The organism is Streptomyces sp. NPDC029152 (genome assembly GCF_055564355.1).
Genome location: NZ_JBVHWR010000013.1, coordinates 98701 through 115911, shown reverse-complemented (window position 1 = coordinate 115911; position 17211 = coordinate 98701). Strand labels below are relative to the sequence as shown.

The following is a 17211-nucleotide window of genomic DNA, read 5'->3' as shown; positions in this document are numbered from 1 at the left end:
GCTACCAGGCGGCAGAAAGGCACGGCCGTGGCATCCACGGTCACCCCGTCGAAGAAGTCGCCGGAGGAGACGCGGCACACCGCGCCCTCCCGCCCCGGATACGGACAACTGCTGCGCACCCGCGGCGCCTGGACGTTCCTGCTTCCCGGCTTCGCGGCCCGCCAGCCGTTCGCCATGCTGACGATCTCCATCGTGCTGCTCGTGCAGCACACCACCGGCTCGTACGGCGTCGCGGGCGCCGCCGCCGCCGTCACCGGCGTCTCCATGGCCCTGTTCGCCCCCTACAGCGGCCGGCTCGCCGACCGTTTCGGGCAGCGCGCCGTCCTGTTGCCGGGCGTGCTCGTGCACACCCTGTCCGGTCTGACCCTGACCCTCCTCGCGCTCTCGGACGCCCCCCTGTGGGCGCTGTTCGCGGCGGCCGTGCCCACCGGCGCCTCGGTGCCGCAGATCGGGCCCATGGTGCGCGCCCGCTGGGGCGTGAAGCTGGGGGGTTCCCCGCTGATGAGCACGGCGGCGGCCTTCGAGTCGGTCACGGACGAGCTGACCTTCGTCCTCGGCCCGCTGCTGGCGACCGCCCTGTGCACGGGCGTGGGCCCGGCCGCCGGACTGGTCACCGAGTCCGCGCTGACCCTGGTGGGCGGTCTGCTGTTCGCCGCGCAGAAGGGCACCCAGCCGCGGGTCGGCGGCGGGGACGGCGGCCACGCGCGCGAGGAGCACGTCCCGGCGCTGCGCGTGCCCGGCGTGCGCGTGCTGGCGGTGATCTTCCTGGGCATCGGCTCGGTCTTCGGCGGCATGCAGGTCTCGCTGGCCGCGTTCACCGAGTCGATCGGCGAGCCCGGCATGAACGGCGTCCTGTACGGCGTCTTCGCCGCGGGCAACATGCTCTCCGGCCTGGCCTGCGGCGCCATCGCCTGGAAGGCGGCCCCGCAGCGCCGCCTCCTCGTCGGCTACACCGCCCTCGCGCTGGCCGCCTCCGGCCTGTGGGCCGCGCACTCGGTGCTCGTGCTGGCCGGCCTCGGCCTGCTCGTCGGCATGTGCATCGCGCCCGCCCTGGTCACCGGCTACACGCTGGTGGACGACCTGGTCCCGGCGGGCGCCCGCACCGAGGCCTTCACCTGGCTGACCGGCGCCGTGGCGCTCGGCCAGGCGGCGGCCGTCACGGTCGCCGGACAGCTGGAGGACCGGTTCCGGGACGGCGCCGGGTTCCTGGTGCCGATGGGCGGCACGGTGCTCGCCCTGGCGGTGCTGGTGACCCTGCGCTCGAGCCTCGCGGCACCGCCCCGCGGCCGGACGGTCGCACGTGGCGTCGGTCACCGCACGCCCGCCGCAGTGGACTGAACCCCCGGAATACGTCACTATGGATCGTCGTTAGCACTCATCGAGTGAGAGTGCCAGGAGGAAGACAGTGCCGACGTACCAGTACCAGTGCACCGAGTGCGGCGAGGGCCTCGAGGCGGTGCAGAAGTTCACCGACGACGCCCTGACCGAGTGCCCGAACTGCAAGGGGCGCCTGAAGAAGGTGTTCTCGGCGGTCGGCATCGTCTTCAAGGGCTCCGGCTTCTACCGCAACGACAGCCGCGGCAGCTCGTCCAGCAGCTCGCCGGCGTCGTCCTCGAAGTCGTCGAGCTCCTCCTCGTCGTCCTCGGACTCGTCCTCGTCCTCGAGCGCCGGTTCGTCGTCCTCGTCGTCGAGCTCCGGCAGCTCCTCCTCGAGCACCACCGCCGCATAGGGCTCGTCACCGAAGACCCTGCCGTCGGACGACGGCAGGGTCTTCGGCGTTCCCTCCCGGGGTCCGGGGGCGGTTAGGGTGCGGGCATGGCGAACAAGGCGCACGCCGAGATCGGCGTGATCGGCGGCTCCGGTCTCTACTCGTTCCTCGACGACGTGACCGAGGTCCGGGTGGACACCCCGTACGGGCCGCCCAGCGAATCCCTCTTCCTCGGCGAGGTCGCCGGCCGGCGGGTCGCCTTCCTCCCCCGGCACGGGCGCGGCCACCATCTGCCGCCTCACCGGATCAACTACCGGGCCAACCTGTGGGCGCTGCGCTCGGTCGGCGTGCGCCAGGTCCTCGGTCCGTGCGCGGTGGGCGGACTGCGCCCCGAGTACGGGCCGGGCACGCTGCTGGTGCCGGACCAGTTCGTCGACCGGACGCGGTCCCGCCCGTCGACGTACTTCGACGGGACGCCGCTGCCCGACGGCACGGTGCCCAACGTGGTGCACGTGTCGCTGGCCGACCCGTACTGCCCCGCCGGGCGGGCGGCCGCGCTGAAGGCGGCGCGGGGGCGGGACTGGGAGCCGGTGGACGGCGGCACCCTGGTCGTGGTCGAGGGGCCCCGCTTCGGGACCCGTGCGGAGTCGTCGTGGCACCGGGCGCAGGGCTGGTCGGTGGTCGGCATGACCGGCCACCCGGAGGCGGCGCTCGCCCGTGAACTGGAGCTCTGCTACACCTCGCTGACGCTCGTCACCGATCTCGACGCCGGGGCCGAGAGCGGTGAGGGCGTCTCGCACGAGGAGGTGCTGCGGGTGTTCGCCGCGAACGTGGACCGGCTGCGGGGCGTGCTGTTCGACGCGGTGGCGGCGCTGCCGGCGGCCGGGGAGCGGGACTGCCGGTGCGGGCAGGCGCTGGGCGGGATGGACCCGGGGATCGCGCTGCCCTAGGGGTTCCGGGGACCGGGGCCTGGGGCCTGGGGCCCGGGGGCGCGTAGGCGGCCGGGGGTCGGGGCTGGGGGGGTGGGCCTGGGGTCTGGGGCCGGGGTCGGGGGCACGCAGGCGGAACGGCCGGATCGGGTGAGGGGTTTTTCCACAACCGGCCGGTGGTCCACGGGCTCCGGCGGGAGACGGCGAGAGGCCTCATCGTGGGTCCGCAAGCCGGTCCCTCGTCACAGGTGGTGGTCACCGTGTCCCGTTCCGCCGTTCCCTTCCCCCAGCCGCTCGGCGCCGACGCCCCTCCCCTCCGCGAGGTGCCGCACTTCGCTCCCGTGCGGGTGCGCGGCGGACGTCACCAGCTGCACCGGCTCGTACGGCACCGCCGGCGTGCCGTGTCCGCCGGTCTCGCGGTCGCCGCCGCGGCGCTGGTGGCGGCGGGCCCGCATCCGGGCGGCGGGGCGCAGGACGGCGGCCGGGCGCGCGGGCATCCGGTGACCGACCGGGCGCGCGAGCGGCCGGCGACGCGGCCGGTGGCGGCGCCCGTGCGGATCGCCGACGCCGCTACGGTGCGACTGCTGGCGCCGGGCGACCGGGTCGACGTCGTCGCGTCCGAGGAGGGCGCGGGCGGAGCCTCCGTGATCGCGCGGGGGGCACGGGTGCTGAAGGTGCCGGAGTCGGTCGCCGGGGCGCCGAAGACCGGTGCGCCGGACGCCGAGGGCCCGGGGACCGGGGCGCTGATCGTGCTGTCGGTGCCGCCCGCCACCGCGCACCGGCTGGTCGGCGCGGGGGTCCGGGCGCGGCTGGCGGTGACGGTGTGCTGAGCCCGTCGAGTCCCTCGTTCGAGGGGGCGAGCTGGACAGCCCCGCCGGGCGTCGGCGTAGGTTGCGGAGCGTTTTGTTCTACAACCTGGTCGTGTGAGGAGTGTCCCCGAGGTGAGCGCGAAGAAGGATCCGGGCGTCTGGCAGGGCTTCAAGGCCTTCCTGATGCGCGGGAACGTCGTCGATCTGGCGGTCGCGGTGGTCATCGGCGCCGCCTTCACCAACATCGTCAACTCGGTGGTGAAGGGAATCATCAATCCGCTGGTCGGCGCGTTCGGCACGCAGAACCTGGACAGTTACAGCTCCTGCCTCAAGGGCCCGTGCACCGGTACGGGCGACAGCGCGACCGGCGTGCGGATCCTGTGGGGTTCGGTGCTCGGCGCCACCCTCACGTTCCTGATCACGGCGGCCGTCGTCTACTTCCTGATGGTCCTGCCGATGTCCAGGTACCTGGCCCACCAGGAGGCTCGCCGCAAGGCCCGGGAGGGCACGCAGGAGGTCGTCGAGGTGTCCGAGCTGGAGGTGCTCAAGGAGATCCGCGACGCCCTGGTCGCGCAGCGCGGGCCGGACCACGATCGCACGTAGCGGGGACGGGCCGCCGGCGGCGGGCGTCCGCCCGCGCGGCTCACAGGTGGTGGGGCGGCTTCTCGTCGAGGAAACGCTTCAGGTCGGCCGCGCTGTCGGCCTCGGGCCGCTCGCCCCATCCCCGGTCGGTGTCGTCGGAGGACTGCTGGTCGAGCGGGTCGTCGAAGACCAGCGCGGGCTTCGGCGCGCGCGGCTCGGGTTCGGGGGCGGTGCTCATGGCTCCAGGGTACGGCCCGCCCCGCGTGAGCACTCCCGTCTCGTCTCTGCTGTGCTGGGACCCATGATGTCCAGTCCCACTCCCCCGTCCGGGCCCTCCGCCCCGCCCGCCGGCCCCCGGCCGCTGCGCAGGCTCACGGCCCGGTCCCGTCACGAGTCCCATCGCGTCGCCTCGTCGCTGGAGCTCTTCTTCGACCTGTGCTTCGTCGTGGCCGTCGCCCAGGCGGGCGTCCAGCTGGTGCACGCCGTCGCGGAGGGGCACGCCGGCCAGGGGGTCCTCGACTACGCGATGGTCTTCTTCGCCATCTGGTGGGCGTGGATGAACTTCACCTGGTTCGCCTCCGCCTACGACAACGACGACGTGCTCTACCGGATCGTCACCCTGGTGCAGATCGCCGGAGTCCTGGTCCTCGCCGCCGGAGTCTCCCGGGCCTTCGAGGACCACGACTTCCTGGTCATCGTCGTGGGCTATGTGATCATGCGGCTCGCCATGACGGTCCAGTGGCTGCGGGCGTCGCGCGGTGCCGGGCCGGCGGAGCGGACGATGACCCTGAGGTACGCCGCCGGCGTGCTGCTCTGCCAGATCGGCTGGGTGGGGCTGCTGTTCGTGCCGGACGCCGGCCGGGCGTGGGTGTTCCTGGTGATGGCGGTGCTGGAGCTGTGCGTGCCGATGCTCGCGGAGAGGGAGCACCAGTCGTCCTGGCACCCGCACCACATCTCCGAGCGGTACGGGCTGTTCACGATCATCGTGCTCGGCGAGACCATCGCCGCGGCCACGGTGGCGGTGAAGTCGGGCATCGACGAGAACGACGCGCTGGACGAGCTGCTGCCGATCGCGGTGGGCGGGCTGCTGATCGTCTTCGCCGCCTGGTGGATCTACTTCGTGGTGCCCGTCCACGGGCACCTGCGCTCCAGCAGGCAGGCGTTCGTGTGGGGTTACGGCCACTACCTGGTCTTCGCCTCGGCGGCGGCGATCGGGGCGGGGCTGGAGGTGGCGGTGGAACAGGCGGTCGGCAAGGCGCACATCTCCACCCTCGCGGCGTCCGCCGCGGTGACCCTGCCGACGGCGGTGTTCCTGCTCACGGTCTGGGTGCTGCACGCGCGTCACTTCAAGGTGGGCATCGCGCAGCAACTGGTGCTGCCGGTCGCCGCGGTGCTGGTGGTCGGCTGCACGTTCCTCGCGGACGCGGCGGTGCTCGTGGCGGGTGTCGTGCTGGCGTTGACGGTGGCGACCGGGGTGGCGCTGACGGCCCGCGCGGACGTGCCGGAGCGGGGGACGACGGCCCCGGCCTCCTGAGTCCTCCCGCCGGCCGCCGCCCGGTTCCGGCCGCCGTCCCGCCGGGCCCGCCCGCCGCCGCCGTCCCGCCGGGGACCCGGCCGACACTGGGGGCATGACAGTGGACGCATTGACGGACGTCGCCGGAGTGCGGGTGGGGCACGCGACACGCATCGGCGACGGGTGGCTCACGGGTACGACGGTGGTGCTCGCGCCGGAGGGCGGGGCGGTCGCCGCCGTGGAGGTGCGCGGCGGCGGTCCCGGCACCAAGGAGACCGACGCGCTCGATCCGCGCAACGTGGTGCAGAGGGTCGAGGCGGTGGTGCTGACCGGTGGCAGCGCCTACGGACTCGACGCGGCGTCCGGGGTGATGGCCTGGCTGGAGGAGCGGGGACGCGGGGTGCGCGTCGGACCCGATCCGGCGCACGTGGTGCCGGTGGTGCCCGCCGCCTGCGTCTTCGACCTGGGGCGCGGCGGCGACTTCCGGGCCAGGCCGGACGCGGCCACCGGCCGGGCGGCCGTCGAGGCGGCGGACGCGAGCGCACCGGGTGCGCGGGTGGCCGAGGGGGGCGTCGGGGCTGGCACGGGAGCCGTGGTGGGGCTCCTGAAGGGCGGGGTCGGCACCGCGAGCACCCTGCTGGACTCGGGCGTCACGGTGGCCGCGCTGGTGGTGGCCAACGCCGCGGGCTCGGCCATGGACCCGGAGACGGGGGTGCTGTACGGGGAGCTGTTCCGGGGACGGCGCGTGGAGTACCCGGCGGCGGACGTGCACGAGGCGGCGCGGCGGCGCCTGGCCGAGGTCGCGGCGCGCGACGCACCGCCTCCGCTCAACACCACGCTCGCCGTGGTCGCCACCGACGCGGGGCTGTCCAAGGCCCAGGCGCAGAAGCTGGCCGGCACGGCGCACGACGGCATCGCGCGTGCCGTGCGGCCGGTGCACCTGCTCAACGACGGGGACACGGTGTTCGCCCTGGCCACCGGCGGGCGCCCGCTCGACGCGGCGCGGCCGCTCGCGCTGAACGAGGTGCTGGCGGCGGGCGCGGACGTGGTGACGCGGGCGATCGTGCGCGCGGTACGCGCCGCCGGTCCGGTGGACGGGCCGGGCGGACCGTGGCCCTCGTACGGCGAGTTGTACGGGAGCCCGCGCGAAGTGCCGTAGCGGGACGGGTGCCCGGGGGGAGCGGGCGTCCGGGCGGGGGCAAGTGCCGGGTGCGCGGGGCTGATTGTCGCGGTTCTGTCACTGATCGGCTTTTCCGACGATCGGCGGGAACCCCGTCGGCCGCCGGTCCGCTCTTCAGGGCCGAAGCGGATAGGCACATCACCCGAACCTGGAGCATCCCGTGATAACGCAGGACATATCAGCGCGTCGTGCACTGGTGGCCTGTGCCGCCCTCGTGGCCGGCGCCCTGACCCTCACCGCCTGCGGCGGCAGTGCCGGCGCCGACGGCGGGAGCGGCGGCGACGGCAAGGACGGCACCGGTTCGGTCAAGACCTCCGAGGCGAAGGTCGTGATCTCCGCGAAGGACGGGTCGACCGGCGCGTCGGTCAACGCGACCGGCGTGAAGGTCAGCGACGGCAGGCTGACCGACGTGAGGATGACGGTGGCGGGGACGGGGACGGCCGTACCGGGCTCGGTGTCCGCCGACGGCACGAGCTGGAAGCCGAAGGAGCGGCTGGAGCGCGGCACGAAGTACCGGATCAGCGCGACCGCGAAGGACGCGAACGGTCTGCCGGCCGCGGCCGACTCCACCTTCACCACCGTCTCCTCGGACAACAGCTTCATCGGCACCTACACCCCGGACGGGGGTGCCACGGTGGGGGTGGGCATGCCGGTGTCGTTCACGTTCGACAAGGAGATCGACGACAAGAAGGCCGTGCAGTCGCACATCTCGGTCACCTCCAGCAGCGGGCAGGAGGTGGTCGGGCACTGGTTCGGCTCGCAGCGGCTCGACTTCCGGCCCGACGACTACTGGAAGGCCGGCTCCAAGGTCACGATGAAGATCGACCTGGACGGGGTGGAGGGCGCGAACGGCGTCTTCGGCGTGCAGAAGAAGACCGTCACCTTCACCGTGGGCCGCTCGCAGGTCTCCACGGTCGACGTGAACACGCAGACCATGACGGTGGTGCGCGACGGCGCGACGGTCAAGTCGATCCCGATCTCCGCGGGCAGCGCCGAGAACCCGACGTACAACGGCAAGATGGTGATCTCCGAGAAGTCCCTCCAGACGCACATGGACGGCTCGACGGTCGGCTTCGGCGGCGAGTACGACATCCCGGACGTGCCGCACGCGATGCGGCTGAGCACCAGCGGCACGTTCATCCACGGCAACTACTGGTACCTGCCGGGCAATCCGCCCTTCGGCCGCCAGGGCACCAGCCACGGCTGCGTGGGGCTGCGGGACGTGCGGGGCGGCCAGGGCGACACGCCGAGCAAGTGGTTCTACGACCACTCGCTCATCGGGGACGTCGTCGTCGTCGAGAACTCCCCGGACGACACGATCGCGCCCGACAACGGCCTCAACGGCTGGAACATGGGCTGGAGCGAGTGGGTCGCGGGCAGCGCCGTCTGATCCCGCCGGCACCGGCCGACCGGCCTCCGAGCAGCGTTTTCTGACGATCCGCCGGGTCTCGCGGGAACTTCTCGCGCGACCCGCGCGTTTTTCGCGCGTATGTTTTCCCGGATCCCGAACACGATGTCCTACCGAGGGGCTACGGTATGCACCCACCAGGTGACATGCAGCGACGCCGGGAGAAACCTTGAGCGTTCCGTACGACACGGCAGCGTACGAACCAGCCGAGTCGCCCGAGTCTCCGGAGGAGCACCTCATGCGACTGCTCGGCCGCAGCCTGAACTCGTTCGAGCTGCCCGACGAGACGATACGGCAACTGGACTGCGCGCTGGCGCACGACGGTTCGCTGCACTCCGCGCACCACAGCGCGGGGCTGCACCGCGAGACGTACCGGCACACGTGGCTGCTCGCCGACGGCTCGGCGCTCACCCTCTGGGAGCTCGTCCACAACACCGCTCCGGGCGGTGAGGCGCAGCACGAGGTGTACGTCGACGAGGAGGAGCTGCGCGCCGCCACCGCCCGGCTGGCGCTGCCGCCGGACACACCGGACTTCGAACTGCCGGTGCCGGTGCAGCTTCCGCCGGTCCCCGCCCCGCGGCACGTCTACGCCCAGGACGGTGCCGCGGACCACGCGCGCCGGCTGCTGCGCCGCGCGGAGAACGCGGACCGGCCCGGCGCGGACACCGCCGCCCTGCTGGCCACGGCGTCCGCGCACCAGATCACGCAGGCCTTCGGCGGCCCCGGCCGCACGCGCCGCGCCGCGATCGGCTTCTCGCTCTACGAGCACGCCTTCCTGCTCCAGGACGGCACCGAGGTCTCCCTGTGGGAGGTCGAGCACACGGCCACGCCCGACGGGCGGCACATGTGCGAGGTGTACGTCAGCGAGGACGCGGCCCGCAGGGCCATGGAGCTCCGGGCGGCGCAGGTTTCCTGAACCGCCGTCACCGGCCGGCCGCACGACGGCCGGGCCGGGCCCTCGTGGGACCCGGCCCGGCTCCCACGGTGCCTCAGGCCGCCACCGGCTGCTTCGTCCCCGTCGCCGAGGCCGAGGGGCCGGCGTCGTCGGTTCCCGGCGCCGCCGTTCCGGGCGCCTGCTTGCGCAGGCCCTTGAGGATGATCACCAAGGCCGTGGTGACGCACACGCCGGCCGCGATGGCGACCAGGTAGAGCAGCGGGTTGCCGATCAGCGGGACCACGAAGACGCCGCCGTGCGGGGCGCGCAGCGTCGCGCCGAAGGCCATCGACAGGGCGCCGGTGAGCGCGCCGCCCACCATCGAGGAGGGGATGACCCGCAGCGGGTCGGCCGCGGCGAACGGGATCGCGCCCTCGGAGATGAAGGAGGCGCCCAGCACCCAGGCCGCCTTGCCGTTCTCGCGCTCGGTGGCGTTGAACAGCCGGCCGCGCACGGTCGTGGCCAGGGCCATCGACAGCGGCGGGACCATGCCGGCCGCCATCACCGCCGCCATGATCTTCATCGCCGAGTCGCTGGGGTCGCTGACCGCGATGCCGGCCGTGGCGAAGGCGTAGGCGACCTTGTTGACCGGGCCGCCGAGGTCGAAGCACATCATCAGGCCGAGCAGCGCGCCGAGCAGGACGGCGTTGGCACCGGACAGTCCGCTCAGCCAGTCGGTCATCGCCTTCTGCGCGGACGCGATGGGCTTGCCGATCACCACGAACATCAGGAAGCCGACGACCGCCGAGGAGATCAGCGGGATCACCACCACCGGCATGATGCCGCGCAGCGCCGCCGGGATCCGCACCCGCTGGATCGCCATCACCACGGCACCGGAGATCAGACCGGCCGCCAGGCCGCCGAGGAAGCCCGCGTTGACGGTCAGCGCGATCGAGCCGCCGACGAAGCCGGGTACGAGGCCGGGCCGGTCGGCCATGCCGTAGGCGATGTAACCGGCCAGGACCGGTACCAGGAAGCCGAACGCCACGCCGCCGATCTGGAACAGCAGCGCCGCCCAGCTGTCGGCCTGCGTCCACACGAAGTGGTCCATCACCGACGGCGCCTTGTTGATCCCGTAGCCGCCGATCGCGAAGCCGAGGGCGATGAGCAGGCCGCCCGCCGCGACGAACGGGACCATGTAACTGACGCCGGACATCAGCCACTTGCGCAGCTTGGTGCCGTAGCCCTCGCCGGGCTCGCCGCCGCGTTCGACGGGCGTCGCGCCCGGGGACGCGGAGGTGACCTCGCCGCGGGCCGCCTTGCCGCGGACCTCGCCGATCAGCTCGCCGGGGCGGTTGATGGCCGCCTTGACGCCGGTGTCGACGGTGGCCTTCCCGGCGAAGCGGTCCTTGTCGCGCACGGGCACGTCGTGGGCGAAGATCACGCCGTCCGCCGCCTCGATCACCGCCGGGCCGAGCCGGGTGAAGCCGGCCGACCCCTGAGTCTCGACGGCGATCTCGACGCCCGCCTCGCGGGCCGCGTTCTCCAGCGACTCGGCCGCCATGTAGGTGTGCGCGATGCCGGTGGGGCAGGAGGTGACGGCGACGATGCGGAAGGGCCGCCCGGGCTCCGCCGCCGGCGCCCCGTCGCTCTCGGCGCCGCTCGCCGTGCTGTCCGTGGCGGCCTCGGCGGAGGCCGCCGCCGAGACCGCCACGGAGTCCTCGTCGCCGTCGGAGGCGGCCGGTTCCTCCCCGCGGATCAGCGCCGCGGCGGTCGCGGCGTCGCCCGCCGAGCGGAGCGCGGCGGTGAACTCGGCGTTCATCAGCTGCCGCGCCAGGGAGGAGAGGATCGTCAGGTGGGCGTCGTCGGCGCCCGCCGGCGCGGCGATCAGGAAGATCAGGTCGGCCGGGCCGTCCGCCGCGCCGAAGTCGACGCCGAGCGCGCTGCGGCCGAAGGCGAGGGTCGGCTCGGTGACGTGCGCGCTGCGGCAGTGCGGGATGCCGATGCCGCCGTCCAGGCCGGTCGGCATCTGTGCCTCGCGGGCGGCCACGTCGGCGAGGAAGCCCTCCAGGTCGGTCACCCGGCCCTGGGCCACCATGCGTTCGGCGAGGGCGCGCGCCGCCGCTTCCTTGGTGTCGGCGGACAGGTCGAGGTCGACCAGGTCCGCGGTGATCATGTCGCTCATCGCGGGCTCCTTAGCTCGCGTATCGCCCGGAACGCGGTGTGGTGGGCGAGGGTGGGGACGGAGGTGCTGCGGGGACTTCGGGGGACGGGGGTGCCTGGGTGGGTGCCGGTGAGCGCGCCGGGGCCGCGCGGGCCGGTCATGACACCGGCTCCCTCAGCGCCAGGTCCACCGGCACCTCGGCCGTGACCGTCACCGCGGCCGGGCCCAGGTCGGCCGGAGATGCTGCGGGGACTTCGGGGGACGGGGGTGCCTGGGTGGGTGCCGGTGAGCGCGCCGGGGCCGCGCGGGCCTGTCATGACACCGGCTCCCTCAGCGCCAGGTCCACCGGCACCTCGGCCGTGACCGTCACCGCGGCCGGGTCCAGGTCGGCCGGTGCCGGCATGACGCTGCCGGGGAGCCGGACGGCCGCGGCGCCGTGCGCGACGGCGGAGGCGAGGGCCCGGGGTCCGCCGCCGCCGGCGAGGAGGAATCCGGCGAGCGAGGAGTCACCGGCGCCGACGTTGCTGCGTACGGCGTCCACGCGGGCGCTGCCGAACCAGGTGCCCGCGTCGTCCACGAGCAGCTGTCCGTCGGCGCCCAGACTGGCGAGCACGGCACGCGCGCCCAGCTCCCGCAGCTCCTCGGCGGCCTTCAGGGCGTCGCCGACGGTGACCAGGGGGCGCCCGACGACCCCGGCGAGCTCCTCGGCGTTGGGCTTGACCACGTCGGGCCGCTCGCGCAGCGCCTCGCGCAGGGCGGGACCGGAGGCGTCCAGGGCGATGCGGACCCCGGCGGCGTGCGCCCGGGCGACCAGGGCGGCGTACCAGGAGGGAGCCAGACCACGGGGCAGGCTGCCGCAGCAGGCGATCCAGTCGGCGCCGCGCGACTGCCGCCGTACGGTCTCCAGGAGCAGTTCCTGTTCGGCCGCCGACAGTTCGGGGCCGGGGGCGTTGATCTTCGTCAGGATCCCGTCGGCCTCGGCGAGCGCGATGTTGGAGCGGGTGGCCCCGGCGATCGGCACCGGCGCGACCTCGATGCCCTGGGCGTCGAGCAGGTCGGCGACGAGCGCGCCGGGTGCGCCGCCGAGGGGCAGCACCGCGACGGTGCGCCGCCCGGACGCGGTGACCGCGCGCGAGACGTTCACGCCCTTGCCGCCCGGGTCGACCCGCTCGCCGGTGGCGCGGACGACCTCGCCGCGGTCCAGGGAGGGGACCTCGTAGGTGCGGTCCAGCGACGGGTTGGGGGTGACGGTGAGGATCATGCGCGTACCACTTCCGTGCCGTCGCGCTCGATGGCGGTGGCGTCGTCGGGGCTCAGCCCGCTGTCGGTGATCAGCAGGTCCACGTCGCTCAGGGCGCCGAAGCGGGCGAAGTGTTCCTGGCCGTGCTTGGAGGAGTCGGCGAGCAGCACCACGCGCCGGGCCGCGGCGACGGCGGCCCGCTTGACGGCGGCCTCGGCGAGGTCGGGGGTGGTCAGGCCGTGCTCGGCGGAGAAGCCGTTGGCCGCCACCAGGGCCACGTCGGCGCGGATCTCGCCGTACGCGCGCAGCGCCCAGGCGTCCACGGCGGCGCGCGTACGGTGCCGCACGCGTCCTCCGACCAGGTGGAGCTGGATGCCGGGGTGGTCGGCGAGGCGGGCCGCGATGGGCAGGCTGTGGGTGACGACGGTCAGCCGGGTCTCCGGCGGGAGGACGGCGGCCAGGCCGGCCACCGTCGAACCGGCGTCGAGGACGACGGTGCCCTCGGCGGGCAGTTCCGCGAGGGCCGCCTTGGCGATGCGCTCCTTCTCGCCGGCCGCCGTGGACTCCCGCTCGGCGAGGTCCGGCTCGAAGTCGAGGCGCCCGGCGGGGATCGCGCCCCCGTGCACCCGGCGGAGCAGGCCGGCGCGGTCGAGGGCCTTGAGGTCGCGGCGGATGGTCTCCGCCGTCACCCGGAACTCCTCGGCCAACGACACGACGTCCACCCGGCCGCCGTCCCGGGCGAGCCGGAGGATCTCCTGCTGCCGCTCCGGTGCGTACATGCCTGTTCGCCTCCGCCTTGTGCCCGAACGTGTGGTTTCACCGGAGGCTACGCCCGGTTTTCCGGAAAGTAAACCGCCAAGCGGAAGTGAACAGACGTAACCGGGCACGAACGGGCACACTCTGGCGGCGGCTGCCCGTGGAGGGGCCGAAGCGGGGCGGGGGGGGGGGGGGGGGGGGGAGAGGGGGGGACCCCCCCCCCCCCCCCCCCCCCCCCCGGGCCCCTTCCGTCGCCCGCCTCCCGGCCGGCCGGGACGGACGGTGGGCGGGCACAGGCCCGGGGCCCGGGGCGGAACCCCCTGGTACCGGGCCACGACGCCGGGGCACCCGTACACGGACGGGGGCGTCGTCCACAGCCCCCGACGCCCGCCCGCGCAGCGACGTACGCTGGGATACCCCCGGCCCGCAGCGCGCGTCGGGCCCGTCGTGTTGTACATCCCCGGACGGAAAGCGCCCCGAATGAGCCTGCACGGTCTGCTCGACGCCGTCGTCAAGGACGCCGCCCTCGCGGAAGCGATCACCGCGGCCGCCGACGGCAACCGCATGCACGTCGACCTGGTCGGTCCTCCCGCGGCCCGCCCCTTCACGGTCGCCGCGCTGGCCCGCGAGACGGGCCGCCCCGTCCTGGCGGTGACGGCGACGGGACGCGAGGCGGAGGACCTGGCCGCCGCCCTGCGCTCGCTGCTGCCGCCCGAGGGCGTCGTCGAGTACCCCTCCTGGGAGACCCTGCCCCACGAGCGGCTCAGCCCGCGCAGCGACACCGTCGGCCGCCGCCTCGCGGTCCTGCGCCGGCTGACCCACCCGCGCCCCGACGACCCGGAGACCGGCCCGGTCTCGGTCGTCGTCGCACCCGTGCGCTCCGTGCTCCAGCCCCAGGTCAAGGGCTTGGGCGACCTGGAGCCCGTGTCCCTGCGGACCGGGCAGAACGCCGACCTGGACGAGGTCGTCGAGGCCCTCGCCGCCGCCGCGTACTCCCGTGTGGAGCTGGTCGAGAAGCGCGGCGAGTTCGCCGTGCGCGGCGGCATCCTCGACGTCTTCCCGCCCACCGAGGAACACCCGCTGCGCGTCGAGTTCTGGGGCGACGACGTCGAGGAGATCCGCTACTTCAAGGTCGCCGACCAGCGTTCCCTGGAGGTCGCCGAGCACGGCCTGTGGGCCCCGCCCTGCCGCGAGCTGCTGCTGACGCCCGAGGTCCGCGAGCGGGCCGCCGCCCTCGCCGAGGAGCACCCCGAGCTGGGCGAGCTGCTCGGCAAGATCGCCGAGGGCATCGCGGTGGAGGGCATGGAGTCCCTGGCGCCGGTCCTCGTGGACGACATGGAGCTGCTGCTCGACGTGCTGCCCAAGGGCGCCATGGCGGTCGTCTGCGACCCCGAGCGCGTGCGGACCCGCGCCGCCGACCTGGTCGCGACCAGCCAGGAGTTCCTCCAGGCGTCCTGGGCCGCCACCGCGGGCGGCGGCGAGGCGCCGATCGACGTCGACGCGGCGTCCCTGTGGTCCATCGCGGACGTCCGGGACCGGGCCCGCGAGCTGGACATGATGTGGTGGTCGGTGTCGCCGTTCGCCGCCGACGACGTGCTCGAGGAGGCCGACACCCTCAAGCTCGGCATGCACGCCCCCGAGACCTACCGCGGCGACACCGCCAGGGCGCTGGCCGACACCAAGGGCTGGCTGTCCGACGGCTGGCGCGCCGTCTACCTCACCGAGGGCCACGGTCCGGCCGCCCGCACCGTCGAGGTCCTCGGCGGAGAGGGCATCGCCGCCCGCCTCGACAACGACCTGGACGAACTGTCCCCCTCGGTCGTGCACGTCTCCTGCGGCTCGGTCGACCACGGCTTCGTCGACCCGGCGCTCAAGCTCGCCGTGCTCACCGAGACCGACCTGACCGGCCAGAAGGCCGCCGGCCGCGAGGGCGCCCGGATGCCGGCCCGGCGCCGCAAGACCATCGACCCGCTCACCCTGGAGGCGGGCGACCACATCGTCCACGAGCAGCACGGCGTCGGCCGCTACATCGAGATGGTCCAGCGCACCGTGCAGGGCGCCACCCGCGAGTACCTGGTCGTGGAGTACGCCCCCGCCAAGCGCGGCCAGCCCGGCGACCGGCTCTACATCCCCACCGACCAGCTGGAGCAGATCACCAAGTACGTCGGCGGCGAGGCCCCCACCCTGCACCGCCTCGGCGGGGCCGACTGGACCAAGACCAAGGCGCGCGCCAAGAAGGCGGTCAAGGAGATCGCCGCCGACCTGATCAAGCTCTACAGCGCCCGCATGGCGGCGCCGGGACACGCGTTCGGCGCGGACACCCCCTGGCAGCGCGAGCTGGAGGACGCCTTCCCCTACGCGGAGACCCCCGACCAGCTCACCACCATCGCCGAGGTCAAGGAGGACATGGAGAAGACGGTCCCCATGGACCGCCTGATCTGCGGCGACGTCGGCTACGGCAAGACCGAGATCGCGGTCCGCGCCGCCTTCAAGGCCGTCCAGGACGGCAAGCAGGTCGCCGTCCTCGTGCCGACGACCCTGCTGGTGCAGCAGCACTTCGGGACGTTCAGCGAGCGGTACGCCCAGTTCCCGGTCAACGTGAAGGCGCTGTCCCGCTTCCAGACCGACACCGAGGCCAAGGCCGTCCTGGAGGGCCTGCGCGAAGGCTCGGTGGACGTCGTCATCGGCACCCACCGCCTGTTCTCCTCCGAGACCAGGTTCAAGGACCTCGGCCTGGTCATCGTCGACGAGGAACAGCGCTTCGGCGTCGAGCACAAGGAGCAGCTGAAGAAGCTCCGCGCCAACGTCGACGTCCTGACCATGTCCGCGACCCCCATCCCGCGCACCCTGGAGATGGCGGTCACCGGCATCCGCGAGATGTCCACGATCACCACCCCGCCCGAGGAGCGTCACCCGGTCCTGACCTTCGTCGGCCCCTACGAGGAGAAGCAGATCGGCGCCGCGATCCGCCGCGAACTGCTGCGCGAGGGCCAGGTCTTCTACATCCACAACCGCGTCGAGTCCATCGACCGCGCGGCGGCCAAGCTGCGCGAGATCGTCCCCGAGGCGCGCATCGCCACCGCCCACGGCCAGATGTCGGAACAGGCCCTGGAACAGGTCGTCGTCGACTTCTGGGAGAAGAAGTTCGACGTGCTGGTCTCCACGACCATCGTCGAGTCCGGCATCGACATCTCCAACGCCAACACCCTCATCGTGGAGCGCGGCGACAACTTCGGCCTCAGCCAGCTCCACCAGCTGCGCGGCCGGGTCGGGCGCGGCCGCGAGCGCGGCTACGCCTACTTCCTCTACCCGCCGGAGAAGCCGCTGACGGAGACCGCGCACGAGCGGCTCGCGACCATCGCCCAGCACACCGAGATGGGCGCGGGCATGTACGTGGCCATGAAGGACCTGGAGATCCGCGGCGCGGGCAACCTGCTCGGCGGCGAGCAGTCCGGCCACATCGCGGGCGTCGGTTTCGACCTGTACGTACGGATGGTCGGCGAGGCCGTCGCCGACTACCGGGCCTCCCTGGAGGGCGGCGTGGAGGAGGAGCCGCCGCTCGAGGTCAAGATCGAGCTGCCGGTCGACGCGCACGTCCCCCACGACTACGCCCCCGGCGAGCGGCTGCGGCTCCAGGCGTACCGGTCCATCGCCTCCGCCGACAGCGAGGAGGACATCAAGGCCGTACGGGAGGAACTCGTCGACCGCTACGGCAAGTTGCCGGAGCCGGTGGAGAACCTGCTGCTGGTCGCGGGGCTGCGCATGCTCGCGCGGGCCTGCGGGGTCGGCGAGATCGTGCTCCAGGGCAACAACATCCGCTTCGCGCCGGTGGAGTTGCGCGAGTCGCAGGAGCTGCGCCTCAAGCGGCTGTACCCGGGCACGGTCGTCAAGGCCACCGCCCACCAGGCGCTGGTGCCGCGTCCGAAGACCGCGAAGGTGGGCGGCAAGCCGCTCGTCGGCCGGGAACTGCTGGCGTGGGCGGGCGAGTTCCTGACCTCGATCCTGGGGTCGTAGCCGCGCTCCCGGTGCCGCTGCGGCACGTCGAGGA

14 protein-coding genes are annotated in these 17211 nt (G+C 73.7%); 10 read left to right on the top strand and 4 right to left on the bottom strand.

All coding sequences use genetic code 11. The features are described 5' to 3' along the window. Positions 1-27 precede the first annotated feature (27 nt). From ACZ4V6_RS26070 to mscL, 5 genes are all read left to right on the top strand, one after another. Positions 28-1338, top strand: coding sequence for an MFS transporter (locus tag ACZ4V6_RS26070; protein ID WP_467831831.1), 1311 nt, complete (start codon positions 28-30; stop codon positions 1336-1338). A 67-nt stretch (positions 1339-1405) separates the two neighbouring features. Then, on the top strand, positions 1406-1729 hold the full coding sequence (locus ACZ4V6_RS26065) for an FmdB family zinc ribbon protein (RefSeq protein ID WP_467831829.1): 324 nt from the start codon (positions 1406-1408) through the stop codon (positions 1727-1729). A gap of 86 nt (positions 1730-1815) precedes the next feature. Further along, positions 1816-2658 (top strand): S-methyl-5'-thioadenosine phosphorylase, encoded by an 843-nt coding sequence (locus tag ACZ4V6_RS26060; RefSeq protein WP_467831826.1) that lies wholly within the window; start codon positions 1816-1818, stop codon positions 2656-2658. A gap of 302 nt (positions 2659-2960) precedes the next feature. Then, positions 2961-3467: an RcpC/CpaB family pilus assembly protein gene (locus ACZ4V6_RS26055; protein WP_467832017.1), complete on the top strand. Its 507-nt coding sequence runs from the start codon at positions 2961-2963 to the stop codon at positions 3465-3467. A gap of 111 nt (positions 3468-3578) precedes the next feature. Then, positions 3579-4049, top strand: a complete 471-nt coding sequence (mscL, locus tag ACZ4V6_RS26050; protein ID WP_467831824.1) for a large conductance mechanosensitive channel protein MscL — start codon at positions 3579-3581, stop codon at positions 4047-4049. A 40-nt stretch (positions 4050-4089) separates the two neighbouring features. Here the strand turns inward: mscL and ACZ4V6_RS26045 are convergent, their stop codons facing one another. Further along, the gene (locus tag ACZ4V6_RS26045; protein ID WP_077800077.1) at positions 4090-4266 is read right to left on the bottom strand and encodes a hypothetical protein; all 177 of its coding nucleotides are present in this window, start codon (positions 4264-4266) and stop codon (positions 4090-4092) included. 63 nt (positions 4267-4329) lie between these two features. Here ACZ4V6_RS26045 and ACZ4V6_RS26040 point away from each other — a divergent pair, with 63 nt between their 5' ends. The 4 genes from ACZ4V6_RS26040 (at position 4330) to ACZ4V6_RS26025 (ending at position 9045) form a co-directional block, all read left to right on the top strand. Next, positions 4330-5562: a low temperature requirement protein A gene (locus tag ACZ4V6_RS26040; protein ID WP_467831821.1), complete on the top strand. Its 1233-nt coding sequence runs from the start codon at positions 4330-4332 to the stop codon at positions 5560-5562. Between the two features lie 94 nt (positions 5563-5656). After that, positions 5657-6700 carry a P1 family peptidase gene (locus ACZ4V6_RS26035; protein WP_467831819.1) on the top strand — a complete coding sequence of 348 codons (1044 nt, stop codon included), beginning with the start codon at positions 5657-5659 and terminating at the stop codon, positions 6698-6700. Between the two features lie 181 nt (positions 6701-6881). Next, positions 6882-8111: a L,D-transpeptidase gene (locus tag ACZ4V6_RS26030; RefSeq protein WP_467831818.1), complete on the top strand. Its 1230-nt coding sequence runs from the start codon at positions 6882-6884 to the stop codon at positions 8109-8111. A 187-nt stretch (positions 8112-8298) separates the two neighbouring features. Next, positions 8299-9045 carry a DUF6227 family protein gene (locus tag ACZ4V6_RS26025; protein ID WP_467831816.1) on the top strand — a complete coding sequence of 249 codons (747 nt, stop codon included), beginning with the start codon at positions 8299-8301 and terminating at the stop codon, positions 9043-9045. A gap of 73 nt (positions 9046-9118) precedes the next feature. On the opposite strand, the gene ACZ4V6_RS26020 is transcribed toward ACZ4V6_RS26025, so the two are convergent. The 3 genes from ACZ4V6_RS26020 to ACZ4V6_RS26010 form a co-directional block, all read right to left on the bottom strand. Then, positions 9119-11188 (bottom strand): PTS fructose transporter subunit IIABC, encoded by a 2070-nt coding sequence (locus ACZ4V6_RS26020; protein ID WP_467831813.1) that lies wholly within the window; start codon positions 11186-11188, stop codon positions 9119-9121. Positions 11189-11480: 292 nt separating this feature from the next. Next, positions 11481-12428: a 1-phosphofructokinase gene (gene pfkB / locus ACZ4V6_RS26015; RefSeq protein ID WP_467831811.1), complete on the bottom strand. Its 948-nt coding sequence runs from the start codon at positions 12426-12428 to the stop codon at positions 11481-11483. Beyond that, the gene (locus tag ACZ4V6_RS26010; RefSeq protein ID WP_467831809.1) at positions 12425-13186 is read right to left on the bottom strand and encodes a DeoR/GlpR family DNA-binding transcription regulator; all 762 of its coding nucleotides are present in this window, start codon (positions 13184-13186) and stop codon (positions 12425-12427) included. The genes pfkB and ACZ4V6_RS26010 overlap by 4 nt, the downstream gene beginning before the upstream one ends. A gap of 457 nt (positions 13187-13643) precedes the next feature. Between ACZ4V6_RS26010 and mfd the strand changes: the two genes are divergently transcribed. Beyond that, a complete protein-coding gene (gene mfd / locus ACZ4V6_RS26005) occupies positions 13644-17177 on the top strand; it encodes a transcription-repair coupling factor (protein ID WP_467831807.1) in 3534 nt (1177 codons plus the stop codon). Positions 17178-17211: the final 34 nt, after the last annotated feature.